This is a genomic window from Luteimonas sp. A501 (assembly GCF_054052085.1).
On the sequence record NZ_JBSVRI010000001.1, the window covers coordinates 1,227,492 to 1,252,132 of the forward strand.

The following is a 24,641-nucleotide window of genomic DNA, read 5'->3' on the forward strand; positions in this document are numbered from 1 at the left end:
CCACAACCGTTCAACCCGCACCTAGCCCGACGGGGCGAAGAGCCGGAACCCTACCGGCCTGGTGCGGGACTTCTTAGGGGCGCGGAGGGTGCGCAGGATGACCGCCAAGCGGACAACGAAGGAAGCCCCTGCGAAGGCGGGGGCGAAGCGGAGTGCCGCAAGCGCAAAGTTGGCGCAAGATCGAGAGCATTTCCGTGGCTATATGAGAGCCTACGAAGCGTTCAAGGACGCGATGGCAACGGACGAATATGACCCGGCGCTAGAGGCGTTTGAGCGGGCGATGGAGCGCGTCTCCCGAGAGATGCCAGACGAAGCAAGAGCCATCGAGGCTGCTTTCGCAGCCACTAATGAGATGTGGGACCGCGCAACCGCCGCTCTCATCGACGCGAACTACCACGAGTGCGAGCGCCGGGCGATTGCACCGGAACTGACCCGCTCCAAGGACAAAAGTAGGCAGGGCAAGGCCAGGTGGAAGGGTGCGCCAAGCCAGCTAGCGAAAAGTGAGATTCGCAAAGAGTGGGATCGCTGGCAGCGCCGAGAGGTCAGCTACAAGAGCGATGCAGAGTTCGGCAGGAAGATGCATGGGCTCCATGGCGGCTACGAAAGTGATCGATCAATCGCTCAGCTCTCCGCGAGGTGGCGTATGGAAGCCAAGTCTAAGTAGCCCGTCGATTACTTTGAGCTAGCACAATGTCATTGTGCTAGCTCTCTGCCCAACATCGGGCGCGCCTGTCACTAAATGGGCACCGACCCCGCCAACCCGCGCGGGGACGGAGCAACAATATGACACGCAACCTGAGGTCCGTACCGGCGTTTATTGCCGAAACTGGATTTACCCCGGGACAGGTCCGCTGGTGGATCTTCAACGCGAAGCAGAACGGCCTGACCAAAGTCGGGGCCATCGTCCGCATCGGCCGCCGCGTATACATCGACACTGCCGCCTTCGACCGCTGGATTGATTCTCAGCGCGAGGTGGCCGCTTGACCGCCGCCGACTACGTGGCCGCCCTGGCGCGCTTGTACGGCATGGATTCGGACGCCCTGCGACGCAACCTTCCAGACCTTGGCGATGGCCTCCACGCACAACTTGTGGCGCTCCACGACGCCCCGAGTCAATCGGCCTGCGAACACCTTGCGTCCAACCTCGAAGGCGCCCGGCGCTACGTCCTGCGGCTGGCGGAAGCGATCCGCACGGAGGTGGCGCGTGGGGATGCCTGAAAACAGAAGCGCCCCGACCGGGCAGGGTCGAGGCGCAGGGGTGTTGCACAACAATTTCTACGTCCAGAGTGCCACGGCCGAACCGCTCTTGCAACGCCTGGAGGGCGTCCAGAAATCCGGCAACGGCTGGCGGGCCATGTGCCCTGCCTGTGGTGGCCGTAGTCGCAAGCTGAGCGTGGCAGAGCGTGAGAGCGCCGTGCTGCTGTACTGCTTTGGCGGATGCAAGGCCATTGAAGTACTGGAGTCGGTCGGGCTGGCCTGGCCGGACATCATGCCGCCCCGGCACTGGCCGGAGTCACCGGAGGAACGCCGTCAGGCGCGCCGTGCGATCCGTGAAGCGGGCTGGGCGTCGGCGCTGGCGGTGATCGCCACGGAAGCCACGGTCGCATTGATCGCGGCCCGGCAGGTGGCGACGTGGAAGATCTTGTCGGAAGACGACGACGCCCGGCTGGCGTTGGCGGTCCAACGTATCGACCACGCGGCCGCCGTGCTCGTGGAGGCGCGCCGATGAGCCTGGAGCAAAGAGCAGCGGCAGAGCTGGCCGCGAAGACGGTCACGCGCGACCCGTGTGCGCACCTGGGGGATGCGGATCGACTGATGAGCCACGCCGGTGACCTGCCGTTGCCAACGGCCAGCGGCAAGCCGTGGAGCGGTGCGCAAGATCCATGCACACACGTCGCCAACGCGCAGCGGATCGGCTACCACTTCGGGGAACAGCTGCTGTTCGCCGAGGGCATCGGCTGGCACGTCTGGGGCGCGCCGTGGCGACACGACGACCTTGGCGCGCTGAAAATCGTTCAAGGGCTTGGGCGGCTGGTCGCGCAGGAAGCGGCGGGCATGGCGGCATGGGTGGGCGCAGCGGCCGATAGCGATGAGATGAAGCGCCGGCAGGCCGTCATGGATGCCAGGTTCAAATGGGCGCGAACCTGCGAGTCGAAACAGACCATCGAGGCCAGCATGGCGCTGGCTGCGCCGTTGATCGCGTGCAAGGCGGAAGACCTCGACGCGAACCCGATGCTGTTGGGCCTGCCTTCGGGCGTGCTCGAACTGGACACAGGCAAGCACCGCGAGCATCGGCACAGCGACCTGATAACGAAGGTCGCGGGCGCTGCCTTCAATCCCCGGGCCACCTGCCCGACGTGGGAGCGGTTCATCACCGAGATCATGGGCGACGACCGGCAGTTGATCGACTTCCTGCAGCGCTTGTCCGGTTATGCCTTGTGCGGGCATCGCGGCGAACACCTGCTGCCGATCCTGTGGGGCGCAGGGGCCAACGGCAAGTCAACGTTCCTCGGGGCGCTTCAGCATGTGCTGGGGGACTACGCGAACAGCGCTGCGCCGGGGCTGCTGATTCAGCGCAGCGGCAGCGAACACCCAACCGGACTGGCTGACCTGCAGGGGCGGCGGATGGTGGTGGTCAGTGAAACAGGCGAGGCGGGCCGATTGAATGAGGAACAGGTCAAGGCGTTGACCGGCGGCGACACGATCACCGCGCGGCGGATGCGGCAGGACTTTTTCACGTTCAAGCCGACGCACCTGCTGATGCTGCAGACCAATCACCGGCCCAAGGTCACCGGGAACGATGAAGGCATCTGGCGACGCCTGCGACTGATCCCGTTCGCCGTCACGGTGCCCCCAGACCAGCGCGACACCCTGTTGCCGGACAAGCTCAAGGATGAGGCCAGCGGCATCCTGGCATGGGCGCTACGAGGCTTGCAGGCGTACCAGCGCGGCGGGATGCCGACCCCGGACAAGGTGAAGGCGGCCACCAGCGAATACCGCGATGCGTCCGACCAGATCGGAGGATTCTTGGACGAGGCTACCAATCCCGGCGAGCACTACAGCGTCGGAGCCGGTGAGCTGTACCGCTGCTATTCGCGATGGTGCGACGACAACGGCGACCGGCCACGCAACCAGCGTGAGTTCGGCATGCGCTTGTCCGAGCGTGGCTTTGAACGGTTCAGAGCAAGCGGCGTGCACCGATGGCGCGGGATGCAGCTGGTCGCGGATTCGGTGACTGATTACGTGCGGGCGCACAACGGTGAGTAGGGGTGCCCCAAGTGCCCCAAGTGCCCCAAGTTTCGGCATAAGCACTAGGAGAATATTTTTCCGTGGGGTTATACCCAAACAAGGGGCACTTCAGGCACTTGGGGCACTGGCTGGAAGCTCGCTTTGCGTGGGTTCGCGTCAGTTCAATGATGACCGCGATGCCCGGCAGCGGGGGGGGCTAGTTGCGAATGGGTCGCATCGCCTCGGACACCGCCCACCTGACCTCTCTACGCACGTCCACAATTCAGCGGATGTGGTCCCGTGACCGCTGTCCCCGTCCCGGAGGCTGCATCGGCGCTTGGCGTCCGTGTCGGAACGGTTCGCCGCTGGATAAGGGAGGGTGCGCCGGTGGTGCGTACAGGACGCCGTGGGCGGGGCTGTGCGGCGCTGGTGGACCCCGAGGCGGTGCAGGCATGGAGACAGGCTGGCGACCGTGAGACGGCGGTCCTGGAAGTTGCTGCAGCACTGCCGGACGTACTCGCCAACGCTGCAGTTGAGGCATGGCAGCAAGCGCAAGGGATCGATAAGCGGCAGCTGGCCGGCGTCATGGCGGCGGGCTGGTATCTGAGTGCGACGGCGGCCCTTGATCACCTGCGCGCGAAACACCCGGCTGTCCCCGAGATCGTCGCGATACCGGAGCAAATCGAGCGCCTGCGGAAAATCGCAGGAAACCGATTGATTTTATCGTGATGTGAAACAGTGTTCCCGACTCGCCGAGATGGCGACTAATCCCAACTGAAGGAATCCACCATGGACCCGATCCAATACGCATACATCGCCCGAGCACAATCCGCTTTGGGCATGCTCGCCAACGAGGCACTGCCGGACCACAACCGCCAAGCAAAGGCATTCACCGACCTTGCCTGGATCACCGTCCGCGCCGGTCACGCGAATGTCGGCGACGCGCTTCGAGCGAGCAACAACCCGCTGGTGGTGAAGGCTGCAGCACACTCGCTCGGCGGAGACGATCTTTGGGAGGGGGGCGCTGCCGCACTGGCGGCCAATTATCTGGCCAGCATCGCCGAAGGTTCAATCCTGGACTCGATCAAGCGATACGCCCGAGTCATCCCCGAGCGGATGCATCGCATCATGGTCGCGTGGGATGCCGTGGGCGATGTGATCGCCGAAGGAGACCCCAAGCCGGTGCGGCACCTGGCACTGTCATCCGAAGATGCGCCGCCGTTGAAAGCCTGCGCCATCGTGGTCGTTACCGATGAGCTGGCGAATGCTACGGGCCGGGAAGGTCGGGCGCTGTTCGAGAGGGAGCTGGCTGCTGCAGTCACGCGGGCGAGCAATCGAAGCATCTTGGGCGCCCTGGTCAACTCCAACACCACGGGCGTTGCTGGCACCGGAGACCCGCTTACGGATCTTCGCGCCGGCCTTCGCGCTTCGCGGCCTTCCAATGGGTATGTGGTCGCAGCGCCTGCGGCCGATGTCGCAGACCTGGCAACGCGAGCCGAAGCAGTGGGCGGCATGGGAGTTCGTGGCGGCACGTTCCGGCCTGGAATCGAAGTGGTCGCCGTTGACGACATTTCCGGCATGACCATCATTCCCGCCAGCCGCATTGCAGTGTGGGATGGCGGGCTGCAGGTGCGGGCTGCAGGCCATGCGTCGATCGACATGCGCGATACGCCCGAGTCACCGGCGCAGCTGACCTCCATGTTCCATACCAACTCGCTAGCTCTGCTGACCGAGCGGAGTTGGAGGCTGGCCCAGGGGACCGACATCGTAGTCGTCGGCGGGGAGTCCTAAGGCATGGAGCGCAGGCACGAGACATTCCTGCGCGTGAAGCAAGCGGAATCCAGCGACGGCGAGCGCTGGATTACCGCATGGGCTACCACGCGAGATGAGGACCTTGTCGGGGACATCGTTTCCCCTACCGGGGCGCAGTACGAATTACCGATTCCGCTCCTAGCTTTCCACAAAGCAGACTCCCCGGTAGGCGTGGTAACCGAAGCGCACGTGTCGGCTAGCGGCATCCGTGTCCGGGCCAAGCTGACTCGGGGCGTGGCCTTGGCCGATGAGATGTGGGAGCTGCTGAAGGACGGAGCCATCGGCGCAGTCTCCATTGGCTTCAAGGCGCTCAAGTCCAAGCCGCTTAAGTCGGGCGGCCTGTTGTTTGAGGCCTGGCGCTGGCTTGAGTTGAGTTTGACGCCGATTCCATGCAACACCAACGCGCGGATCATCCATGTTGGCAAGGGCATCGCATATGCCGATGAGCAGCGCCCCGCGGGCATCCGGGTCATGCCCCCGACCGAAACCGTAGCCAAGCGGGCCACCCCACAAATGGCCGAGGCCAAGGCGGCGGAGCTGGGCGACGACTACTGGAAGCAGATGGAGCGTGGCGGCGAGGCCGCGCTCGCTCTCCTACCTCCGGACGTGGCGAAGCTGGCGAACCCGGCGGACATCGGTCGAGGCCACGATCGCAATTACCGCATCCGCGATCACGTCGGGCGTGAGCTGGCCGTGGTGAAAGGCTGCGGCAAGGTCATTCTCGCCGGCCAGCCCCACAAGCAAAAGGCGGCACCGGAAGGGCTGACCAGGACGCAAGCGGCGCAGGTCCGAAAGATGCTGGAAGAGGTGGTATCCCACGAGGGCCTTGTGCAGTTCGCAGGGGGGATCGGGGAATGCATCCGGGATGCGGTGCAGCCCGTGAAGGAACGGCTTGAACAGCTGGAATCGTCCGCGCTGCATGACGGCGGCTTCTTCACCCAAGACAAGAGCTATGAGCGCGGCGCGCTGGTCACGCATGACGGCTCGACGTACCTAGCCATGTCGGAGACAAGCTCCCATCCGGGAACCTGCCACAGCTGGCGTTTGATCGGGAGGAAGGGGCGATGAGCGACTGGCACAAATGCACCGAGGCAGAGCGCGAGCTGATCGAGAGCTGCGGCCCGGATGAGGTGTGCATCCTGTTTGGCGAGCATGGGGTGCACAAGCTGCGCCGCGCGACCTGGGGCGTCATCTACGGCGAGGCGTGCGCGCAGGCGCTGGAAGCTGCCATGGCGGCCGCAGGCGTCGAGCACAGCATCGCGCGCACGGACGCTGGCGGATGGTCTCTGAAGTCAACCGGCGCGGGCACGCTGCTGTATGCCGACGGTGAGAACTTCTGGGATTGGAACCTGAGCGAGTCCACGGTAACGGTCCGGGTCCGCATGGATGACGGCAAGGAGGTCGCAGGCGTTGCCCCGATCAATCCGCCCGGTGCGCTGCACTGATGTGGGCCGATGGACTGCCACCGCCACCGCGTGAGGTCTACGCCCTGTTGGAAGAGGCGACGGCACAAGGCTACTGGCTCAAGTGGGCGCGCTACGCCTACCACGCCAGCCAGGACGGTGGGCGCTACAAGGTCACGCGAGCGCGCGACACGGTGCCTCTCTTGGTCACGGACGACCTGGAGGCTGTCCGGGCCTTCCTGCGGGCATGACAGGGCGGGGCCATCCGGTGAGCTGGGGCAATGGGCGAGGTGGCAGGCCGTGGCGAAGGCTGCGCGATGCCGTCTTCACCCGTGAGCCGCTGTGCCGCCGAGTCGAAAGAGAACGCTCGCAGGAAGGGGCGGCACCGCAAGGATTGGTGGAAGGAAAGCCCCTGACCTAGTCAGGGGCTGGCGTGCTGCCGGTCCTAGGTCCAGTCACCCATCTCTAGAAGGACGTCGCGCCCGGTGGCGTGTGGCCGCACCAGTCGCCAGTTCAGGAAAATTCCATACTCGATCGACGGAATGCGATCCTGCACCGAGAGGTCAGCCAAGTTGATGTAGGCGGCTTCTTCGAAGCCCGAGACCATCTTCTGCGCTACGAGAAATGACCCTGCGTCGCACACGATCAACGCTCCAAGGCTCTCGCGGTGGTTGCCGACCTTCGGAACTGTAGGAACCTCGATTTCCCCGATGGGCCCCAGGTGTAAGCCAACGTTGCTTGCCAAGGCATGCGCGGCAGCGTCTTGAACGTGAAGGTGCCGCTCTCCGGAAAGCCATATCCATGTGGAGTAGCTGGGGCGCTCCCGCCGCAGCATCAGCGAGAGCCTGATGTCGGCGCCGTTTGGCGAGAGATGCCAAAAGAACCCCGGCGGAAGATCGTTGATCGGCTGGCTTTTCATTAACGCCGGATTGAAGCGGTGCGTCATGCTCTCCCCCTGTCTGGTTATGGGACAATTTTGGGACAACGCCCACTATAACCCCCAGTATTCAGCAACAAGACTTCTGCCCCAAGCCATTGATTGAATTGCTGTGTGTTGTTGGCTATGTTGTTGATTGTGGTAGGGATTCGCACTTGAAAACCGGCAATGGGAAACCATTCGTGGGTTCGAATCCCACCTCTTCCGCCATATGGCGAGCGTTTCACGCCATTTCCTTGCGCGGCGTGTGCCACATCACGTTGTGGCCGGTACTGCGTCCCGCTCCTGCTTGCGACACCTCGCCACCGGCGCTAGCCTCGTGGCAGGGGTTCATGAAACGTAGCGAAGGGGACAAGGATGACCATCAGGGTCTACGTGGTGGATGACCACGCACTGGTACGCGCCGGGATGCGCATGATTCTGTCGGCAGAGGCCGACATCGAAGTGGTGGGCGAAGCCGAATGCGGCGAGGACGCCCTGCCGCAGATCCGGGCGCTGAAGCCCGACATCGTGCTTTGTGACCTGCACCTGCCCGGCGTCAGCGGGCTGGAGGTCACCGAGCGCATCGTCCGCGGCGAATACGGCCCCAGGGTGATCGTGGTGTCGGTGCTCGAGGACGGGCCGATGCCCAAGCGGATGATCGCCGCGGGGGCCGCGGGTTACGTCGGCAAGGGCGGGGATGCACAGGAATTGCTGCGCGCTGTCCGCGAGGTCGCGGCAGGGCGAAGGTTCCTGGCGAGCAAGGTGGCGCAGTCACTGGCCCTGTCGGGCCTCGATGCTTCGGAATCACCGTTCGATGCGCTGTCGCCGCGGGAAACCGAGGTTGCGATGCTCCTGATCCAGGGCATGCGCCAGGAAGAAATCGCGCGCCGCCTCAGCCTCAGCGCCAAGACCATCAACACCCACAAGACGCGGCTGTTCGAGAAGCTGCGGGTGCACGACAGCATTGCGCTTGCGCGCCTGGCCAGCCAGTACGGCATGGCCGACCCCGCGCACGCCATCGTCTAGCGTACGCGGGGGTGGCTTCGGTCAGGCGCCGGTGGGCGCCTGGTCGTCTTTTCCGCGCGGCGCGGGGTTCACCGCATCCTGCGGCTCGTCCTGCGCGTCGGCTTGCGCCGCCTGGGACTCGTCGCCGGCGTCCGCATCCGCCACGGCTTCGGCAGCGGCATCCGCAGGCGCTACGGCTTCGGCCGGCGCCACTGCTTCGGCCACGGGTTCGGCGAGCGCGGCGGCTTCGGCTGCTGCAGGCGTGGCCGACACGGCTGCGGCGGGCGTGGGTTCGAGGCCGTCAAAGAGGCCGCGCGGCTGTGACGTTGCAGCCGGCACGGTCCCGATCGGCGTCGCCGCAGGGGCCTCGGCCGTAGGCGCATCGGCCGCGGGCGCATCCGCCGCCGCCTCGACCACGGGCGTCTCGTTCGCAGGCGCTGCCACGTCCGGATCCCGGGCCGGGCTTGCGTCCGCGCTGGCCTGCGGCGTCTGCTCCACGACCGTCGCTGCGACCGCCGTGGCGGCCACGGCTGCCGGAGTGGCGGCGATTGCCGGAGTATCCGAGGCAACAGGAGCAGCCGAAGCGACCGGGGTCGCCTCCGCCGCCGGCGATTGGCGCTGGACGGGCTTCGCCGCCGACGCATCGTCGACGAAGTCGAATTCCGGCTGCGAACTGCGTGCAACCGGGACGTCAGAAGCATCCTCGCCCGTTGCGATGTCGTCGCTGTTGGCGTTGTCACCGCTGCCCTCTTCACCCGCGCCGCGACGGCGACGGCGGCCACCGCGACGTCCGCGGCGGCGCTTCTGCGCGGCCTGCCCGGAGTCGTCGTCGGAGTCGCCGGGTGTTGCATCGGCATTGACGGCATTGCCGTTGTCCGCGGCGTCCGCGACCGGCAGCTCATCGCTGGGCGAAGCCGCGGGCGCGCGGTTGCGTCGGGGGGTGTCGCCCTGCGTGCCGGAGTCGGCGGCCGGGGACTGCGAAGCCGTCGACTCGCTCGCGGCCGCGGCTGTCACCCCGGTCGCCGCCGGAGCCACCACCGCTGCCTTGTCGGCAGCGTCCTGCGCGAGCTTGTCGCCCGCAGCCGGGACCTGCACGTCTTCGTTGCGACGCCTGCGGCCCTGGGTACCGCGCTCGCCTTCCGGCCGCTCGGCGCGCTTCTCGCGTGCCGGCTTCTCGCGCTGCTGCTTCTGCGCCGCGGCTGTCTGGTTGTCCAGGGTGTCATTGCCGTCCTGGCTGCTCTGGGCCGTAGCCTTCTGCTGCCTGCCCGCGCCCTGACCGCCGTTGCCACGACGGCCATCGCGGCGACCACCGCCCTTGCCGCCGCGTCCGTCGCGTTCTGCGTCACGCCCTCCGTCACGCTCCTGCCGCGGACCACGTTCGCCGCGGCGTTGGCCGCCGGACTTGTCTGCGGCCGGCTTGCGCGCATCGGCCTCGGGCTGGCCCACGAACAAGGCCTTCAGCCAGCCGACGATGCCGCCGCTGGCGGCGATCGCCGGCAGCGGGGCAGCCGCGGCGGGCGTGGGTGCCGGAGCGGGTGCCGGCGCCGCCTCGGGCGCCGGGCGCGGCTCGCGCACCGGTGCCGGGCGCGAATGCTGGACCTTGGTGACCGCGGCCGCGGGCACGTTGAGGTTGGCCTTGGTCAGCGCGATGGTCGCCACCTTGCGCGGCGTGCCGCGACGGTAGCTCGGCTTCGCGGACTCGTCGTCAAGCTCGTTGGTACGCAGGCGGGTGACTTCGTAATGCGGCGTATGCAGCTGCTCGTCGGCGACGATCACGATCGGCGCGTCGTGGCGCTTCTCGATCTCGCGCAGGGCGCTGCGCTTTTCGTTGAGCAGGTAGTTGGCGATTTCCACCGGGGCCTGCACCAGGACCTGCCCGGTGTTGTCCTTCATCGCATGTTCTTCGGCCAGGCGGATGATCGCCAGCGCCAGCGATTCGACGCTGCGCATGCGGCCATGGCCCTCGCAGCGCGGGCACACGATCTGGCTGGATTCGCCCAGGCTCGGGCGCAGGCGCTGCCGGCTCATTTCAAGCAAGCCGAAGCGCGAGATGCGGCCCAGCTGCACGCGCGCGCGGTCGTACTTGAGCGCGCCCTGCAGGCGGTTCTCGACCTCGCGCTGGTGCTTGTTGGACGACATGTCGATGAAGTCGATCACCACCAGGCCACCCAGGTCGCGCAGGCGCAGCTGGCGCGCCACCTCTTCGGCGGCCTCGAGGTTGGTGTGGAACGCGGTCTCCTCGATGTCGCCGCCCTTGGTGGCGCGCGCCGAGTTCACGTCGACCGCGGTCAGGGCCTCGGTCTGGTCGATCACCAGTGCGCCGCCGGAGGGCAGGCGGATGGTGCGCTCGTAGGCGTTCTCGATCTGCGATTCGATCTGGTAGCGATTGAACAGCGGGACGTCGTCGGTGTAGTGCTTGAGCTTGCGCAGGTTGTGCGGCATCACCAGCTCGACGAATTCCTTCGCCTCTTCGTACATCTCCGGCGTGTCGACCAGGATCTCGCCGACGTCGGCGCGCATGTAGTCGCGCAGCGCGCGGATGATGAGGCGCGACTCCTGGTAGATCAGGAACGGCGCGGGCTTGGACAGCGCGGCCTCGGCCACCGCCTTCCAGATCGACAGCAGGTAGTCGAGGTCCCACTGCAGCTCTTCGGCGTCGCGGCCGACGCCGGCGGTGCGGATGATCACGCCCATGTCGTCGGGGATCGCCAGCGCGTCCATCGCCTTCTTGAGCTCGGCGCGGTCGTCGCCCTCGATGCGGCGCGAGACGCCGCCGGCGGTCGGCGAGTTCGGCATCAGCACCATGTAGCGGCCGGCCAGCGAGATGAAGGTGGTCAGGGCGGCGCCCTTGTTGCCGCGCTCGTCCTTGTCGACCTGGACCACCACTTCCTGGCCTTCGCGCAGGAGCTCCTTGATGCCGGCCTTGTTGTGGTCGACGCCGGAGGCGAAGTAGTCGCGGGAGATTTCCTTCAGCGGCAGGAAGCCGTGGCGCTCGCCGCCGTACTCGATGAAGGCGGCTTCAAGCGAGGGCTCGATGCGGGTGATGCGGCCCTTGTAGATGTTGGACTTTTTCTGTTCCTGGGAGGGTTGCTCGATGTCGATGTCGTACAGGTTCTGTCCATCGACGATTGCGACGCGCAGTTCCTCTGCCTGCGTCGCGTTGATCAGCATGCGCTTCATTGTTGCGTTCCTTACGCGCTCTCGCACGCGGAACGCCGGGGCGTTTCGCCTGGATCTGACCTGCCGCCGGCGCGCGAGCGCCTGGCGACTCTGGTTGCTTCCAGCGCTGCACACCACGGCGGGCCGCGGGAGCGCTTGTTCCATAATGCTTTTTTTGGGCCGGCGGCTGCGCAGGAGCCCCCCCTTGGGGGCAGGTCTGCGCGCCGCGCGGGACATGTTCAGCGCCGGTGCGTGCACCGGGCGATCACAGGAGCTGCCGTCCAGCCGCTAACATGGCTGCCCCGGGGGCAGTGGTCGCGCTCTGGAGGGACTCGCGGAAGGCCGGCTTTTGACCGGGGAACTTCCAGCGAAATCAGGACCTTATCTCGCCCGGCGAGTGTAGCAGAAAAGAATTCAGGCAAGACGCCCCGCGAAGGGCGGCTTCCAGCAGCCCGCAGGGAATCCACGCATGTCCGATCCAGGCAAGACCCCAGCAACCGGCGGCGTACGCCAGGTCCGCATTTCCGAGGATCGCGACGGCCAGCGCCTCGACAATTTCCTCCTCGCCTACCTCAAGGGTGCGCCGCGCTCACTGGTCTACAAGATCGTGCGCAGCGGCCAGGTGCGGGTGAACGGGGGGCGCGTGCGCGCCGACCGGCGCCTGGAGGGTGGGGACGAGGTCCGCATCCCGCCGGTCCGGATCGAGGATCCGGCGGACAAGGGCAGCCCGTCGCCCGGTCTGCTCGAGGCCGTGGCCGGCAGCGTCGTGTTCGAGGACGCGCGCCTGCTGGCGATCAACAAGCCCTCCGGCATCGCCAGCCATGGCGGTAGCGGGATCAGCTTCGGCGTCATCGAGACCCTGCGCGCCCTGCGTCCCAACCAGGAGCTTGAGCTGGTCCACAGGCTGGATCGCGACACGTCGGGGCTGATGGTGGTGGCCAAGAAGCGCTCGGCGATGTCGGAGCTGCAGGCGCTGATGCGCGAGGGCACCGGCACCGGGCTGCGCAAGCGCTACCTGGCCCTGCTGCTGGGGCGGATGCCGGATGGCGTGATGAGCGTCGATGCGCCGCTGCACGTCGGCCTGCGCCAGGGCGGCGAGCGCCATGTCCAGGTCGATCCCGCCGGCAAGCCGTCGCTCAGCCACTTCCGCGTGCTCGAGCGCCGCGGCGGACAGTCGTACTGCGAGGTGCGCATCGAAACCGGCCGCACCCACCAGATCCGCGCCCACGCCCGCCACATCGGCCATGCGGTGGCCGGCGACGACAAGTACGGCGACGCCGAGGCCAACCGCCGCCTGCGCGACAAGGTCGGCCTGCGCCGGCTGTTCCTGCACGCCGCATCCCTGGAGTTTTCGCTCGACGCAGGGCAGGCGCCCTATGTGCTCAGCGCGCCGCTGGCGCCCGACCTGGTCGAGGCGCTGGATCGCCTGGGCTGAACCCGTGGCCCCGGTCGTGGTTCAGGCGGCGAGTTCGTCGGTGCGCGCGGCGCAGATGAAGTCGTTCTCGCTCAGGCCGTCGACGTCATGGGTCGACCAGCGCACCTCGCAGCGGTCGTAGTGCACGCCGAGGTCGGGGTGGTGGTCTTCGCGGTTGGCCATGTGTGCCAGCGCATTCACGAAGGACATGGTGTGCCGGTAGTCGGGGAAGCGGAAGGTCCGCACCAGTGCCTTGCCTTCCTCGGCCAGGGTCCATTCGGGCACTTCGGACATGAATTCGCGGATTCGGGCCTCGGCCAGGCGGTGATCCGGGCCACGGCGTGGAGTGCAGTGGGCGCGGGCAAGAGAGGTGTGGTCGGACATGGTCGGCTCCTGGACAGGCGGCCCGGGCTGCTGAACGACCGATGTCGATCGGCACGTCGCCAGCCGGCATCGCCGGCAAACCCGGGCAGGGCGGCTAGAATACCCGCATGATCCAGATCTCAGACTCCGCGCAGACCCATTTCCGCAAGCTCATCGAACGCGAGGCCGTGCCCGGCATGGGCGTGCGCCTGGGCGCGATGCGCCCGGGTACGCCGCAGGCCGACGTGCGCCTGGAGTTCGCCGCGCCCGATGAGCTGCGCGGTGACGAATGGGCGGTGGACTGCACCGGCTTCACCCTCTGGCTCGACGCCGAGAGCGTGCCTTTCCTGGAAGGCGCCGAAATCGACTACACCACCCTTGCCACCGGCGGCCAGCTGCAGATCCGCGCGCCGCGCATCAAGGGCGTGAAGCCGGAGGACGAAGCCTCGCTGGTCGAGCGCGTGCGCTGGACGATCGAACACGTGGTCAATCCCCAGCTGGCGTCGCACGGTGGCCATGTCAGCGTGCAGGAGGTCAGTGCGGAGGGCGTTGTGATCCTCAGCTTCGGCGGTGGCTGCCACGGCTGCGGCATGGCCGACGTCACCCTCAAGCAGGGGATCGAAAAGACCCTGCTCGAACAGGTGCCCGGGGTGACCGCGGTGCGCGACGCCACCGACCATGACACGGGTGCGGCGCCGTACATCCCGCGCGCTTCGGCCTGATCGCCCGACACGCTTCGACGCCGACGGATGTTCACTTCCGCCGAACTGATCGAAGCCCTGCGCCGACGCATGCGGCGTTCATTGCGGCCACAGCCGCCACCCGGCGAGTTTCCGCCAGGCTGGCGCGACTGGTTCACGGCCATGGCGGCGCGTCCCGGGCACATCAGCGGAGCCACGGCGGACGAACTGCTTGCGATCCTTGCCGCGCGTGAGCCAGCGCTGCCGGCCGCCGGCAGCGAGCCCCCCGGGCGCTGGCGGGCCTTCACTACGCTGTGGCGCCAGGAATGGCAGCCAGCCAGTCGCGACGAGCGCTGGACGCGCATCGCCGCGACGTCGGGAAGCCTGCTGCTGCACCTGCTGTTCGCGGTGGCGCTGGTGTGGCTGATGCTCGCCCGCTTCCATTTCGCCGCGCCCCTGGAGGATGCACGCGACGGCGAGGAGCACGTGCTGCAGGTGGAGTACATCGGCGAGGGCACTCCGGACGACACCGGTGGCGGAGCGGTTGAGGCGCCGGTCGAATCGCCCGCGGACCCTGCCTCGGCAGCGCCGGCAGCGGCGAGCGCCTTGCCGCGGGAAGTCGCGCCAGCCGTGGAAACGCCTACGGACGTGCAGCTGGAGCATGCACCGGCCGCGCCGCCGCTGCTCCCCGAGCGCGAGATGGTCCTCGACGTGCCCGAGCTTGCACCGCCGCAGGTCGAGGCGCCCGACGTGCTCCAGGTCACCGAGGTCGACATCCCGGACAGCGACTTCGTCGTGCCGCCCGCGCGCGAGATCGCGCTGCAGGCACCCTCCACCCCGGTGGCCGAGGTCGCCGTGCGCAACCGCGAGATCGAGGTGCAGGCGCCCGCCGAGGTGCAGGTGCCGCTGGCGCCCGCGACCCGCGTGGTGGACGTGGCCGTGCCGCGGCCCTCGCCGCGCGGCGTGGCGGTGGTCGAACGCGAGATCGAACTCGCCGAGGCGCGCGATGTCGCAGTCCGTCCGTCGATCGAAATCGCACCGATCCGCACCCGCGACGCAACGACCGCTGCGCCGTCGGCCCGCGAGCGTGCGGTGCCGATGCCCGCGGCGCGACCGGCTTCCGCCGCTGCTGGCGCGACTGCGGGCACCGCGGAACGCGGGCCTGCGTCGACGCTGTCGGAACGGGCCGTGGGCGAAGGGGCGGCGGATCGGCAAAGCGCCGCTGCCGGCGGCCGTCCGGAGGCCGGCCCTGGCGCGCGCAGTACCGGGAGCCCGGCGTCAGGCGCCGGACAGCGGCCTGGACAGCCGCCAGGTGCGCTTCCATCCGCTGGCGCCAGCGACAACTGGGGCGACTCCGTGCGCGATGTGCCGGGCCGGCAGGCCGGCACGCCGGGCGCCCCGGGCCTGTTCAACGCCGACGGCAGCCCGCGCCTGCCCGGCGATGGCCGCGTTGGCGGCGGCCTGCCGCCGGGCACGATCACCGAGGACTTCGAAAACATCGACCGCCACGGCACCTGGCTGAAGCGCCCGCCTTACGACTACGAGCCGACGTCGTTCGACCGCTTCTGGATGCCCAGCGAGAGCCTGCTCGAGGAATGGGTGCGGCGCAGCGTCACCGAAGTGCTGATACCGATCCCCGGGACCACCAAGACGATTCGCTGCGTCACCGTCATGCTGGCCCTCGGCGGCGGCTGCGGCATCGTCGATCCCAACCTGCAGGAGCAGCCGGCAGCGGCACGCCCGCCGCCGGACGTCCCGTTCAAGCGGGAGCTGCAGGAAGACCAGGACAGCCTCGGCCCGCCGCCGCAGCCCTGAGCGAAGACCCTGCCAGGAGCGGCGGTCCCCGATGCCCGGACGGCACGAAGCCCGCGCATGGCGGGCTTCGTGGACAGCTTGCCGGGCGTGGACCTCAGTTGATGCTGTGGACGCCGTGGAGGTCGCGGACCTGCGCCGGACGCGATGCGAACCAGGCAGCGAGGTCGGCGATCTGCTGGTCGTCGAGGTCGCGCGCCTGGTTGGACATCAGCGGATGGTCGCGCTGGCCGCTGCGGTAGGCCTGCAGCGCATGCGCCAGGTAGTCCTGGTACTGGCCGCCGATCTTGGGATAGGTCGCGTCCAGTGGCGCGTTGCCATCGGCACCGTGGCAGTCGATGCAGGTCTGGCCCGTGGCCTCGCCCTTGACGTTGGCGCGCGCCTCGCCTTCGGCGATGCGGCCCACGGGCAGGGAGTTGACCGAGGTGGCCTGCACCAGGCCCGGTTCCGCCGGCGCACCACCGCAGGCGACGAGGAGCAGGCTGGTGCCAAGTGCGACGGCAAGGCCGAGTGCGGAAGTCTTCATGGCGCGGCTCACTGCGTCAGGCCCGAAAGGAAAGCGGCGATGTCGGCGATGTCCTGGTCGGAGAAACTCTGCGCCTGGACCTCCATGGTCGGATGCTTGCGCGTGCCGTTGCGGTACTCGGTGAGCGCGTTGACCAGGTATTCGCTGGACTGGCCGCCAATCTTGGGCACGTGGTAGTGCGGATAGGCATTCTTGTAGCCTTCGATGCCGTGGCAGCCCACGCAGGTATAGGTGAGCATGCGGCCTGCGTCGGGCGTGCCCTCCGCGACGACCTGCTGCGCGAGCGCGGCGGGTGCGTGTACGGCGAAGGCAAGGGCAAGGCAGGCGGCGATCGGCAACGGTCGCATCATGTCGTGTTCCGCGTCCTGTAAAAGTTGAAGGATGGGGGCCGGCGACAATTCCCCGTCGTCGACCATCGCCGCAGTATAGCGACGGAGCGGAGCGCTGTTAAAGCCGTCCGTTCCGCAGGGGCCACGTCGGCCCCGTCACATGCCATTGGCATGCATGACCTTCGGCGGATTCAGCCGCCTGTCCCAGTGATGTACATTCCTACCACACCATTCTGGCCTGTCTCCCCATGTCCGCAATCCGCCCTCCTGTCCGACGTTCCTTCGCCGGCACCGCCGTCGCCCTGCTGGCCGCAACGCTCCTTCTCGCCGGCTGTGGGAGCCGTGCGGAGAACGAGGCGGCGAAGGAGGGCGATGGCCCGCCGCCGGTCACCGTGGAAGCGGCGGCGGCCGCACCGCGCGCGATGGCCGCGAGCTACAGCGGCAGCGCATCGCTCGAGGCGCGCGCCGAGGCGCAGGTGGTCGCCAAGACCTCCGGCGTCGCGCTCGAGGTGCTGGTGGAAGAAGGCGACGCGGTGCGCGCGGGCCAGGTGCTCGTGCGCATCGATGCCGACCGCGCGCGGCTCAACCTGGCCCAGGTCGATGCCCAGGTGAAGAAGCTCGAGGCCAATTTCCGCCGTGCCAGCGAGCTGGTGAAGCAGCAGATGGTCAGCGTGGGCGATCATGACCAGCTGCGCTACGACCTCGAGAACGCGCGTGCCACCTGGCGCCTGGCGCAGCTGGAGCTGTCGTACACGAATGTCACCGCGCCGATCTCCGGCGTGGTCGCATCGCGCTCGATCAAGCCCGGCAACTTCGTGCAGATCAACACGCCGATCATCCGCATCGTCGACAACTCGCGGTTGGAGGCCACGCTCAACGTGCCCGAGCGCGACCTGACGACGTTGCGCGAGGGCCTGCCGGTACGCATGCAGGTCGACGCCTTGTCGGGCCGCCAATTCGTCGGTGTGGTCGACCGCATCGCGCCGGTGGTGGATGCCGGTAGCGGCACCTTTCGCGTGGTCTGCGCCTTCGATCCGCACGATGGCGCACTGCAACCGGGCATGTTCGCGCGCATCGGCATCGACTACGACAACCGCGCCGCGGCGCTGGCGATACCGCGCGGCGCGCTGCTGGAGGACGATGGCGAACCGGCGGTGTTCGTCGTCCGCGATGGCAAGGCGGTGCGCACCGCGATCATCACCGGCTATGTCGACGGCGACTACATCGAGGTCCGCGACGGACTGGTGGAAGGCGATCGCGTCGTCACCGCGGGCAAGATCGCGCTGCGCGACGGCAGCGCGGTGCAGGTGATCGGCGATGCGCCGGTCGAAGTGGCCGAGGCCGATGCCGAAGCCGGCGACGACGCGACCGACGGGACGCAGTAATGAGCGCCCAGGGGACGGGACACGACGGCGTGGACGGCACGCTGCGCGCCGACGGCCTGGTCGGCTTCTCGGTGCGCCGCCGGGTGACGGTGGCGATGGTGACGGTCAGCCTGCTGCTGTTCGGCCTGATCGCGCTGGGCAACCTCAAGGTCAACCTGCTGCCGGACATCAGCTATCCGACGCTGACCGTGCGGACCGAATACACCGGCGCCGCGCCGCAGGAAATCGAGACCCTGGTCAGCGAGCCGGTCGAAGAGGCGCTGGGCGTGGTCAAGGGCGTGCGCAAGCTGCGCTCGGTTTCGCGTACGGGCCAGAGCGACGTGGTGCTGGAGTTCGCCTGGGGCACGGACATGGACCAGGCCAGCCTGGAGGTGCGCGACAAGCTCGACACCCTTGCGCTGCCGCTGGAAGTCGAGCCGCCGCTGCTGCTGCGCTTCAATCCATCCACCGAGCCGATCCTGCGCCTGGCGCTCAGCGCCGACGACGGTGAGGGCGATGCCATCCGCCAGCTCACCCTGCTGCGCCGCTACGCCGACGACGATCTGAAGAAGAAGGTCGAACCGGTCCCGGGCGTGGCCGCGGTCAAGGTTGGCGGCGGCCTTGAGGACGAGATCCAGGTCGAGCTCGACCTGCAGGCGCTGGCGCGCATCGGCCTGTCGGTCGACGCGGTGGTGCAGCGCCTGCGCGAAGAGAACATCAACCTGTCGGGCGGGCGCCTGGAACAGGGCACGCAGCGCTACCTGGTGCGCACGGTCAACCAGTTCGCGAGCGTCGATGAGATCCGCGGGATGCTGGTGGCCACGCAGTCGGCCGGGGCCGGCGGCGGCGGCGCCGACGAGGTCGCACGGATCGCGGCGGCGTCCGGCGATGCTTCGGTGCTGGCCGCGGCGATGTCCGCGCAAAGCGCTGCGGCTGCGTCCAACCGCGCCGTGGCCGATGGCCGCGCCGTGCGCCTGGGCGACATCGCCGAGGTCCGCCAGGGCTACAAGGAACGTGAGGCGATCATCCGCCTCGACGGCCGCGAGGCGGTTGAACTTGCGATCTACAAGGAGGGCGACGCCAACACCGTCGCCACCGCCGCGGCGGTCGAGGCGCGCTTGCAGGCCATCCGGAAGGACCTGCCGGAGAACGTGCGCCTTGACGTGGTCGACGACCAGGCGCGCTTCATCCGCGCGGCGATCTCGGGCGTGCGCCACGACGCCATCCTCGGCGGCACGCTCGCGATCCTGATCATCTTCCTGTTCCTGCGCAACGGCTGGAGCACCTTCGTGATCGGCATCTCGTTGCCGGTCTCGATCATCACCACCTTCTTCTTCATGGACCAGATGGGGCTCAGCCTCAACGTCATGTCGCTGGGCGGCCTGGCGCTGGCCACGGGCCTGGTGGTGGACGATTCGATCGTGGTGCTGGAGAGCATCGCCAAGGCGCGCGAGCGCGGGCTGGGCATCCTCGACGCGGCAATCGCGGGCACCCGTGAAGTGAGCATGGCGGTGGTGGCGTCCACGCTGACGATCATCGCGGTGTTCCTGCCGCTGGTGTTCGTGGAAGGCATCGCCGGCCAGCTGTTCCGCGACCAGGCGATGACCATCGCGCTGGCCGTGGGCATCTCGCTGGTGGTGGCGATGACCCTGATCCCGATGCTGAGCGCGCTGAAGTCGGAGGCGCCGATGGCCTTTGCCGAGGAGACGCCGCATCCCGAATGGCGCCCGACCTCGCCTTGGCAGAGGCCGTTCGCGTTCATCGCGCGCTGGACGGGCAAGGTCTTCCGTGCCGTGGTCTTCGCCGTCGCGTGGGTGGCGATCCGCGCGGGGCGCCTGCTTTCGGCGGTCGTTGGACGTCCCATGGGCGCGGCAAGCCGCCTGGCCATGGCGCCCTATGACCGTGCCGAGCGCGGCTATATACGCCTGCTGCCCGGGGCGCTGGCGCGACCGGGCCTGGTTTTGGGCGTCGCCGGGGTGGCATTCGTGGCGAGCATGGCGATCGTGCCGACGCTGGGCACCGACCTGATCCCGCAGCTCGCGCAGGACCGCTTCGAGATGACCATGCGGCTGCCGCCTGGCACGCCGCTGCGCGAGACCGACGCGCTGATGCGCCGCGTGCAGCAGGCGCATGCGGACGACGAAGGCACCTCGGTGCTGTTCGGCGTCAGCGGCACCGGCACCCGCCTGGATGCCAATCCCACCGACAGTGGCGAGAACATCGGCCGCCTGTCGATCGTGATGGAGGGTGGCGGCAGTGCCGAAGTCGAAGCGCGGCTGACCGACGGACTTCGCGCAACGATGCAGGGCGAGCCTGGCGTGCAGGTCGACTTCAGCCGTCCGGCGCTCTTCAGCTTCTCCAGTCCCCTGGAAATCGAGCTGCAGGGCCATGATCTCGATGCGCTCGCAGCGGCCGGCACTCGCCTGGCCGCGCTGCTGCGCGGCAGTCCGCACTACGCCGACGTGAAATCCACGGTGGAGCAGGGTGCACCCGAGATCCGCATCGTCTTCGACCAGGAGCGTGCCGGAGCGATGGGCCTGACCACGCGCGAAGTGGCCGATGCGGTGGTCAACTCGGTGCGCGGCGAAGTGGCCACGCGCTACGACTTCCGCGACCGCAAGATCGACGTGCTGGTGCGCGCCCGCGAGTCGGAACGCGATTCGGTGCGTGCGATCCGCGACCTGATCGTGAATCCGGGTTCGACGCGACCGGTGCGCCTGTCCGCGGTCGCGGACGTGGTGGCGACCACCGGTCCAAGCGAGATCCATCGCGCCGACCTGGGCCGCGTGGCGGTGGTGTCGGCCAACCTGCGCGACATCGACCTGGGTGCCGCGGTCGAGGAAGTGCGTGCGTTGGTGGCCGCCAACCCGCTGGGCGCCGGCATCGGCATGCACATCGGTGGCCAGGGCGAGGAGTTGGCGGAGTCGCTGTCTTCGCTGCTGTTCGCCTTCGGCCTGGCGATCTTCATGGTCTACCTGGTAATGGCCTCGCAGTTCGAATCGCTGCTGCATCCCTTCGTGATCCTGTTCACCATCCCGCTGGCGATGGTGGGCGCGATCCTGGCGCTGCTCTTGACCGGCAACACGATCTCGGTGGTGGTGTTCATCGGCCTGATCCTGATGGTGGGGCTGGTGGTCAAGAACGCGATCATCCTGATCGACAAGGTCAACCAGCTGCGCGAGGCCGGCGTGGCCAAGCGCGACGCGCTGGTCGAGGGCGCGCGCTCGCGCCTGCGGCCGATCGTGATGACCACGCTGTCCACGCTGTTCGGCTTCATGCCGCTGGCGCTGGCCTTCGGCGAGGGTGCGGAAGTGCGTTCGCCGATGGCGGTCACGGTGATCGGCGGGCTGCTGGTATCGACCCTGCTCACCCTGCTGGTGATCCCGGTCGTGTACGACCTGCTCGACCGCCGCGGCGATGACTACTACCTCGAACGCGGGCGCCGGGTGCGCATCGCCGCGGGTGATGACGATCGCGGTGAGGGCAAGGGCCTGCCGGCATGAGCGTCGCCGAATTCAGCCTGCGGCGGCCGGTCACCACGGTGATGCTGTTCATTTCCCTGGTGGTGGTGGGTCTGATCGCCGGCTTCCGCCTGCCATTGGAGGCGCTGCCCGACGTGTCGGCGCCGCTCCTGTTCGTGCAGCTGCCCTACGAGGGCTCGAGCCCCGAGGAAGTGGAGCGCAACCTGCTGCGCCCGGCCGAGGAGGCGCTGGCCACGATGACCGGCATCAAGAGCATGCGCGGCAGCGCCAGCGCCAACGGCGCCTCGGTGTTCCTCCAGTTCCGCGACTGGGAGCGCGACATCGCGATCACGGCCTCCGAGGCGCGCGAGCGTCTGGATGCGGTCCGCGACGAGTTGCCCGACGATTTCCGCCGTTACTTCGTCTTCAAGTGGTCAAGCGGCGACCAGGCGATCCTGCGGGTGCGCCTGGCGGGCGACGTCGACCTGTCTTCCTCCTACGACATGCTCGAGCGCCTGCTCAAGCGCAGGCTGGAGCGGATCCCGGGCGTCGCCCGCGTGGAGATCAACGGCGCGCCCGCGAGTGAGGTCGAGATCGCGATCGATCCCGACCGGCTGAATGCCCACGGCGTGGCCTTGAACACCCTGGCCCAGCGCCTGCGCACGGTGAACTTCTCGGTGTCGGCGGGGACGATCGAGGACGGTGGCATGCGCCTGCGCGTGCAGCCACAGGGTGAGATCACTACCCTCGAGCAGCTGCGCGAGCTCGTCATCGACCCCAGTGGCCTGCGCCTGGGAGACATCGCCGAGGTGCACCTCAAGCCCGAGCGCATGGACTACGCGCGTCGCCTGGACGGGCGCAATGCGGTGGGCCTGGAGGTCTTCAAGGAGCGCGACGCGAACCTGGTGGAAGTCTCGCGCACGGTGCTGGCCGAGATGCGCGCCGCAGCAAGTGAGCCGGGGCTGGAGGGGATCGACTTCAAGGTCATGCACGACATGGGCGACGAGGTGACCAGCTCGCTGGTCGAGCTGGCCGAGGCCGGCGCGATCGGCCTGCTGCTGTCGATCGTGGTGCTGTTCTTCTTCCTGCGCCACTGGCCCTCGACGTTGATGGTGACGTTGGCGATCCCGATCTGTTTCATCATGACGCTCGGCTTCATGCACTTCTTCGGCGTGACGCTGAACGTGCTGAGCCTGATGGGCCTGTTGCTGGCGGTCGGCATGCTGGTGGACAACGCCGTGGTGGTGGTCGAGAGCATCTACCAGGAGCGTGAACGCGACCCGGGCAATCCGGTCCGGGCCTCGCTCGCGGGCACGAAGCACGTCGCGATCGCGCTGTCGGCGGGCACGCTGTGCCACTGCATCGTGTTCCTGCCCAACCTGCTGGGCGAGGTCAACGACATCAGCATCTTCATGGCCCAGATCGCGATCACGATCTCGGTCTCGCTGCTGGCCTCGTGGCTGGTGGCGGTGAGCCTGATCCCGATGCTGTCGGCGCGCATGCGCACGCCGCCGGCACTGGTGGAAAAGGGCGGCATGATCCGGCGGATGCAGGATCGCTATGCGCGCCTGCTGCGCTGGAGCCTGGCGCGCCGCGGCTGGAGTGTGTTCGGGATCCTGCTGGTGGTGGCGGTGAGCATGGTGCCGATGACGCGCACCACCTTCGACATGTTCGGCGGCGGCGAACAGGGCGAAATCCAGCTGTATTACAAATGGAATGGCAGCTACACGCTGCCGCAGATGTCCGACGAAGTGCGGCGCGTGGAAGCGTTCCTGGATGAGAACAGGAAGGAATTCCGCATCACGCAGCTCTACTCGTACTTCAGCGAAGGCAACGACGCGGGGACGATGATCACCTTCGAAGAAGGCATCGCCGACGTCAAGCCGCTCTCGGAGGCGATCAGCAAGGCGCTTCCGAAGTCGGCACGCGCCGAGATTGGCGTGTCCGGCCCCGGCGGGCAGGGCGGCGGCGGAGGCGGCCTCGGCCAGAATGTCAGCGTGCAGCTGGTCGGCGACAGTGCGGCGGTGTTGCGCGAAATCGCCGGGGATGTGGTGCCGATGCTGGAAGCGCGCCCCGAGCTGCGCGACGTGCGCATGGACGACGGGAACCGCATCGACGAACTGGCCATCCGCGTCGATCGCGAGCGTGCGGCCGCCTTCGGCTTCAGCGCCGAACAGGTTTCGTCCTTCGTGTCGATGGCGCTGCGCGGCACCCAGTTGCGCGAGTACCGCCGTGGCGAGAGCGAAGTCCCGGTCTGGGTCCGCTTCAGCGGCGCCGAGGAGTACGGTCCCGCCAACGTCGCGTCCTTCATGGTGCGCGCGCCCGACGGACGCCAGGTGCCGCTGTCGGCCATGGTGAACATGGAAGTCTCCGCGTCCGCATCGCAGATCTCGCGCCACGACCGCCAGACCGCGCTTGGCGTCCAGGCCAACCTGGAGGGCGAGACGACCATGGAAGCCGCGCGCAAGGCCATGGAAGAGGTGCTGGACTCGGTGTCGCTGCCGGCCGGCTACGGCCACACGTTCTCCGGCAGCGGCTTCGAGGAAGGCCAGCAGGCGATGAACCAGATGCTGTTCAACTTCGTGCTGGCGCTGGTGATGATCTACGTGGTGATGGCGGCGGTCTTCGAGTCGCTGCTGTTCCCGTCGGCGATCATGAGCTGCGTGCTGTTCTCGATCCTGGGCGTGTTCTGGCTGTTCTGGCTCACCGGCACCTCGTTCACGATCATGGCCTTCATCGGCATCCTGGTGCTGATGGGCGTGGTGGTGAACAACGGCATCGTGATGGTCGAGCACATCAACAACCTGCGTCGACGCGGACTGTCACGCACCGATGCGCTGGTCGAAGGCAGCCGCGAACGCCTGCGCCCGATCCTGATGACCATGGGCACGGCGATCCTTGCGATGGTGCCGATCTCGCTCAGCGAGACGGTGGTCCTGGGCGGCCTGGCGTACTCGCCGATGGCGCGCGCGGTGGCCGGTGGGCTGGCGTTCTCGACGGTGGTCAGCCTGCTGTTCCTGCCGACGATCTACGCGATCCTGGATGACCTGGCCGGAGGGACATCAAGATTGCTGCGGCGGGCACGGCGAAAGCGCGGGGATGCGGTGGTCACGGCGACCTGACCGCCGCCCCCGCCCTGCGGGAACGGCTTCCTTCGACTGTAGGAG

22 protein-coding genes are annotated in these 24,641 nt (G+C 67.8%); 17 read left to right on the forward strand and 5 right to left on the reverse strand.

Annotated elements, in window-relative coordinates; translation table 11 throughout:
- The first annotated feature begins 97 nt into the window (after positions 1-97).
- The 10 genes from ACW7G5_RS05605 to ACW7G5_RS05650 all read left to right on the forward strand — a co-directional run bounded on the left by ACW7G5_RS05605 (position 98) and on the right by ACW7G5_RS05650 (position 6,693).
- A complete protein-coding gene (locus tag ACW7G5_RS05605) occupies positions 98-664 on the forward strand; it encodes a hypothetical protein (protein WP_457002524.1) in 567 nt (188 codons plus the stop codon).
- A gap of 119 nt (positions 665-783) precedes the next feature.
- On the forward strand, positions 784-984 hold the full coding sequence (locus ACW7G5_RS05610) for a DNA-binding protein (protein ID WP_457002526.1): 201 nt from the start codon (positions 784-786) through the stop codon (positions 982-984).
- Entirely contained in the window at positions 981-1,217 is a 237-nt protein-coding gene (locus ACW7G5_RS05615) for a hypothetical protein (RefSeq protein ID WP_457002528.1), read from the forward strand. The genes ACW7G5_RS05610 and ACW7G5_RS05615 overlap by 4 nt, the downstream gene beginning before the upstream one ends.
- A 43-nt stretch (positions 1,218-1,260) precedes the next feature.
- Positions 1,261-1,728 (forward strand): hypothetical protein, encoded by a 468-nt coding sequence (locus ACW7G5_RS05620; protein WP_457002530.1) that lies wholly within the window; start codon positions 1,261-1,263, stop codon positions 1,726-1,728.
- On the forward strand, positions 1,725-3,266 hold the full coding sequence (locus tag ACW7G5_RS05625; RefSeq protein ID WP_457002532.1) for a DNA primase family protein: 1,542 nt from the start codon (positions 1,725-1,727) through the stop codon (positions 3,264-3,266). The genes ACW7G5_RS05620 and ACW7G5_RS05625 overlap by 4 nt, the downstream gene beginning before the upstream one ends.
- 261 nt (positions 3,267-3,527) lie before the next feature.
- On the forward strand, positions 3,528-3,956 hold the full coding sequence (locus ACW7G5_RS05630) for a hypothetical protein (protein ID WP_457002534.1): 429 nt from the start codon (positions 3,528-3,530) through the stop codon (positions 3,954-3,956).
- 60 nt (positions 3,957-4,016) lie between these two features.
- Positions 4,017-5,018 carry a hypothetical protein gene (locus tag ACW7G5_RS05635; RefSeq protein WP_457002536.1) on the forward strand — a complete coding sequence of 334 codons (1,002 nt, stop codon included), beginning with the start codon at positions 4,017-4,019 and terminating at the stop codon, positions 5,016-5,018.
- A gap of 3 nt (positions 5,019-5,021) precedes the next feature.
- A complete protein-coding gene (locus ACW7G5_RS05640) occupies positions 5,022-6,107 on the forward strand; it encodes an HK97 family phage prohead protease (RefSeq protein ID WP_457002538.1) in 1,086 nt (361 codons plus the stop codon).
- On the forward strand, positions 6,104-6,484 hold the full coding sequence (locus ACW7G5_RS05645) for a hypothetical protein (protein ID WP_457002540.1): 381 nt from the start codon (positions 6,104-6,106) through the stop codon (positions 6,482-6,484). The genes ACW7G5_RS05640 and ACW7G5_RS05645 overlap by 4 nt, the downstream gene beginning before the upstream one ends.
- Positions 6,484-6,693 (forward strand): hypothetical protein, encoded by a 210-nt coding sequence (locus ACW7G5_RS05650; RefSeq protein WP_457002541.1) that lies wholly within the window; start codon positions 6,484-6,486, stop codon positions 6,691-6,693. The genes ACW7G5_RS05645 and ACW7G5_RS05650 overlap by 1 nt, the downstream gene beginning before the upstream one ends.
- Positions 6,694-6,887: 194 nt before the next feature.
- On the opposite strand, the gene ACW7G5_RS05655 is transcribed toward ACW7G5_RS05650, so the two are convergent.
- Entirely contained in the window at positions 6,888-7,388 is a 501-nt protein-coding gene (locus ACW7G5_RS05655; RefSeq protein WP_457002543.1) for a hypothetical protein, read from the reverse strand.
- Positions 7,389-7,736: 348 nt separating this feature from the next.
- On the opposite strand from ACW7G5_RS05655, the gene ACW7G5_RS05660 reads away from it, so the two are divergent.
- A complete protein-coding gene (locus tag ACW7G5_RS05660; protein WP_457002545.1) occupies positions 7,737-8,387 on the forward strand; it encodes a response regulator in 651 nt (216 codons plus the stop codon).
- A 21-nt stretch (positions 8,388-8,408) separates the two neighbouring features.
- On the opposite strand, the gene rne is transcribed toward ACW7G5_RS05660, so the two are convergent.
- Complete coding sequence (gene rne / locus ACW7G5_RS05665; RefSeq protein WP_457002546.1) at positions 8,409-11,546, reverse strand: ribonuclease E; 3,138 nt, start codon at positions 11,544-11,546, stop codon at positions 8,409-8,411.
- A gap of 448 nt (positions 11,547-11,994) precedes the next feature.
- Between rne and ACW7G5_RS05670 the strand changes: the two genes are divergently transcribed.
- Complete coding sequence (locus ACW7G5_RS05670; protein ID WP_457002548.1) at positions 11,995-12,960, forward strand: RluA family pseudouridine synthase; 966 nt, start codon at positions 11,995-11,997, stop codon at positions 12,958-12,960.
- A 21-nt stretch (positions 12,961-12,981) separates the two neighbouring features.
- Here ACW7G5_RS05670 and ACW7G5_RS05675 read toward each other — a convergent pair whose 3' ends face one another.
- Positions 12,982-13,323: a 4a-hydroxytetrahydrobiopterin dehydratase gene (locus tag ACW7G5_RS05675; RefSeq protein WP_457002550.1), complete on the reverse strand. Its 342-nt coding sequence runs from the start codon at positions 13,321-13,323 to the stop codon at positions 12,982-12,984.
- Positions 13,324-13,430: 107 nt separating this feature from the next.
- On the opposite strand from ACW7G5_RS05675, the gene ACW7G5_RS05680 reads away from it, so the two are divergent.
- Positions 13,431-14,024 (forward strand): NfuA family Fe-S biogenesis protein, encoded by a 594-nt coding sequence (locus ACW7G5_RS05680; RefSeq protein ID WP_457002552.1) that lies wholly within the window; start codon positions 13,431-13,433, stop codon positions 14,022-14,024.
- Between the two features lie 27 nt (positions 14,025-14,051).
- Positions 14,052-15,797 (forward strand): hypothetical protein, encoded by a 1,746-nt coding sequence (locus ACW7G5_RS05685; RefSeq protein ID WP_457002554.1) that lies wholly within the window; start codon positions 14,052-14,054, stop codon positions 15,795-15,797.
- Between the two features lie 94 nt (positions 15,798-15,891).
- Here ACW7G5_RS05685 and ACW7G5_RS05690 read toward each other — a convergent pair whose 3' ends face one another.
- Together ACW7G5_RS05690 and ACW7G5_RS05695 are read right to left on the reverse strand one after the other, a co-directional pair.
- A complete protein-coding gene (locus tag ACW7G5_RS05690) occupies positions 15,892-16,320 on the reverse strand; it encodes a c-type cytochrome (protein WP_457002556.1) in 429 nt (142 codons plus the stop codon).
- An 8-nt stretch (positions 16,321-16,328) separates the two neighbouring features.
- Positions 16,329-16,559 carry a c-type cytochrome gene (locus ACW7G5_RS05695; protein WP_457002893.1) on the reverse strand — a complete coding sequence of 77 codons (231 nt, stop codon included), beginning with the start codon at positions 16,557-16,559 and terminating at the stop codon, positions 16,329-16,331.
- 338 nt (positions 16,560-16,897) lie between these two features.
- Between ACW7G5_RS05695 and ACW7G5_RS05700 the strand changes: the two genes are divergently transcribed.
- The 3 genes from ACW7G5_RS05700 to ACW7G5_RS05710 are packed head-to-tail and all read left to right on the forward strand — an operon-like array spanning position 16,898 to position 24,596.
- Positions 16,898-18,034, forward strand: coding sequence for an efflux RND transporter periplasmic adaptor subunit (locus ACW7G5_RS05700; RefSeq protein WP_457002558.1), 1,137 nt, complete (start codon positions 16,898-16,900; stop codon positions 18,032-18,034).
- Positions 18,034-21,516, forward strand: coding sequence for an efflux RND transporter permease subunit (locus ACW7G5_RS05705; RefSeq protein ID WP_457002560.1), 3,483 nt, complete (start codon positions 18,034-18,036; stop codon positions 21,514-21,516). The genes ACW7G5_RS05700 and ACW7G5_RS05705 overlap by 1 nt, the downstream gene beginning before the upstream one ends.
- Entirely contained in the window at positions 21,513-24,596 is a 3,084-nt protein-coding gene (locus ACW7G5_RS05710) for an efflux RND transporter permease subunit (RefSeq protein WP_457002562.1), read from the forward strand. The genes ACW7G5_RS05705 and ACW7G5_RS05710 overlap by 4 nt, the downstream gene beginning before the upstream one ends.
- The last annotated feature ends 45 nt before the right edge of the window (positions 24,597-24,641 follow it).

Excerpts from the sequence above, each read along its gene's own strand:
- ACW7G5_RS05605 (WP_457002524.1), top strand. The coding sequence starts at position 98 with ATGACCGCCAAGCGGACAACGAAGGAAGCCCCTGCGAAGGCGGGGGCG.
- ACW7G5_RS05610 (WP_457002526.1), top strand. The coding sequence starts at position 784 with ATGACACGCAACCTGAGGTCCGTACCGGCGTTTATTGCCGAAACTGGA.
- ACW7G5_RS05625 (WP_457002532.1), top strand. The coding sequence starts at position 1,725 with ATGAGCCTGGAGCAAAGAGCAGCGGCAGAGCTGGCCGCGAAGACGGTC.
- ACW7G5_RS05635 (WP_457002536.1), top strand. The coding sequence starts at position 4,017 with ATGGACCCGATCCAATACGCATACATCGCCCGAGCACAATCCGCTTTG.
- ACW7G5_RS05640 (WP_457002538.1), top strand. The coding sequence starts at position 5,022 with ATGGAGCGCAGGCACGAGACATTCCTGCGCGTGAAGCAAGCGGAATCC.
- ACW7G5_RS05645 (WP_457002540.1), top strand. The coding sequence starts at position 6,104 with ATGAGCGACTGGCACAAATGCACCGAGGCAGAGCGCGAGCTGATCGAG.
- ACW7G5_RS05650 (WP_457002541.1), top strand. The coding sequence starts at position 6,484 with ATGTGGGCCGATGGACTGCCACCGCCACCGCGTGAGGTCTACGCCCTG.
- ACW7G5_RS05655 (WP_457002543.1), bottom strand. The coding sequence starts at position 7,388 with ATGACGCACCGCTTCAATCCGGCGTTAATGAAAAGCCAGCCGATCAAC.
- ACW7G5_RS05660 (WP_457002545.1), top strand. The coding sequence starts at position 7,737 with ATGACCATCAGGGTCTACGTGGTGGATGACCACGCACTGGTACGCGCC.
- rne (WP_457002546.1), bottom strand. The coding sequence starts at position 11,546 with ATGAAGCGCATGCTGATCAACGCGACGCAGGCAGAGGAACTGCGCGTC.
- ACW7G5_RS05670 (WP_457002548.1), top strand. The coding sequence starts at position 11,995 with ATGTCCGATCCAGGCAAGACCCCAGCAACCGGCGGCGTACGCCAGGTC.
- ACW7G5_RS05675 (WP_457002550.1), bottom strand. The coding sequence starts at position 13,323 with ATGTCCGACCACACCTCTCTTGCCCGCGCCCACTGCACTCCACGCCGT.
- ACW7G5_RS05680 (WP_457002552.1), top strand. The coding sequence starts at position 13,431 with ATGATCCAGATCTCAGACTCCGCGCAGACCCATTTCCGCAAGCTCATC.
- ACW7G5_RS05685 (WP_457002554.1), top strand. The coding sequence starts at position 14,052 with ATGTTCACTTCCGCCGAACTGATCGAAGCCCTGCGCCGACGCATGCGG.
- ACW7G5_RS05690 (WP_457002556.1), bottom strand. The coding sequence starts at position 16,320 with ATGAAGACTTCCGCACTCGGCCTTGCCGTCGCACTTGGCACCAGCCTG.
- ACW7G5_RS05695 (WP_457002893.1), bottom strand. The coding sequence starts at position 16,559 with ATGCTCACCTATACCTGCGTGGGCTGCCACGGCATCGAAGGCTACAAG.
- ACW7G5_RS05700 (WP_457002558.1), top strand. The coding sequence starts at position 16,898 with ATGTCCGCAATCCGCCCTCCTGTCCGACGTTCCTTCGCCGGCACCGCC.
- ACW7G5_RS05705 (WP_457002560.1), top strand. The coding sequence starts at position 18,034 with ATGAGCGCCCAGGGGACGGGACACGACGGCGTGGACGGCACGCTGCGC.
- ACW7G5_RS05710 (WP_457002562.1), top strand. The coding sequence starts at position 21,513 with ATGAGCGTCGCCGAATTCAGCCTGCGGCGGCCGGTCACCACGGTGATG.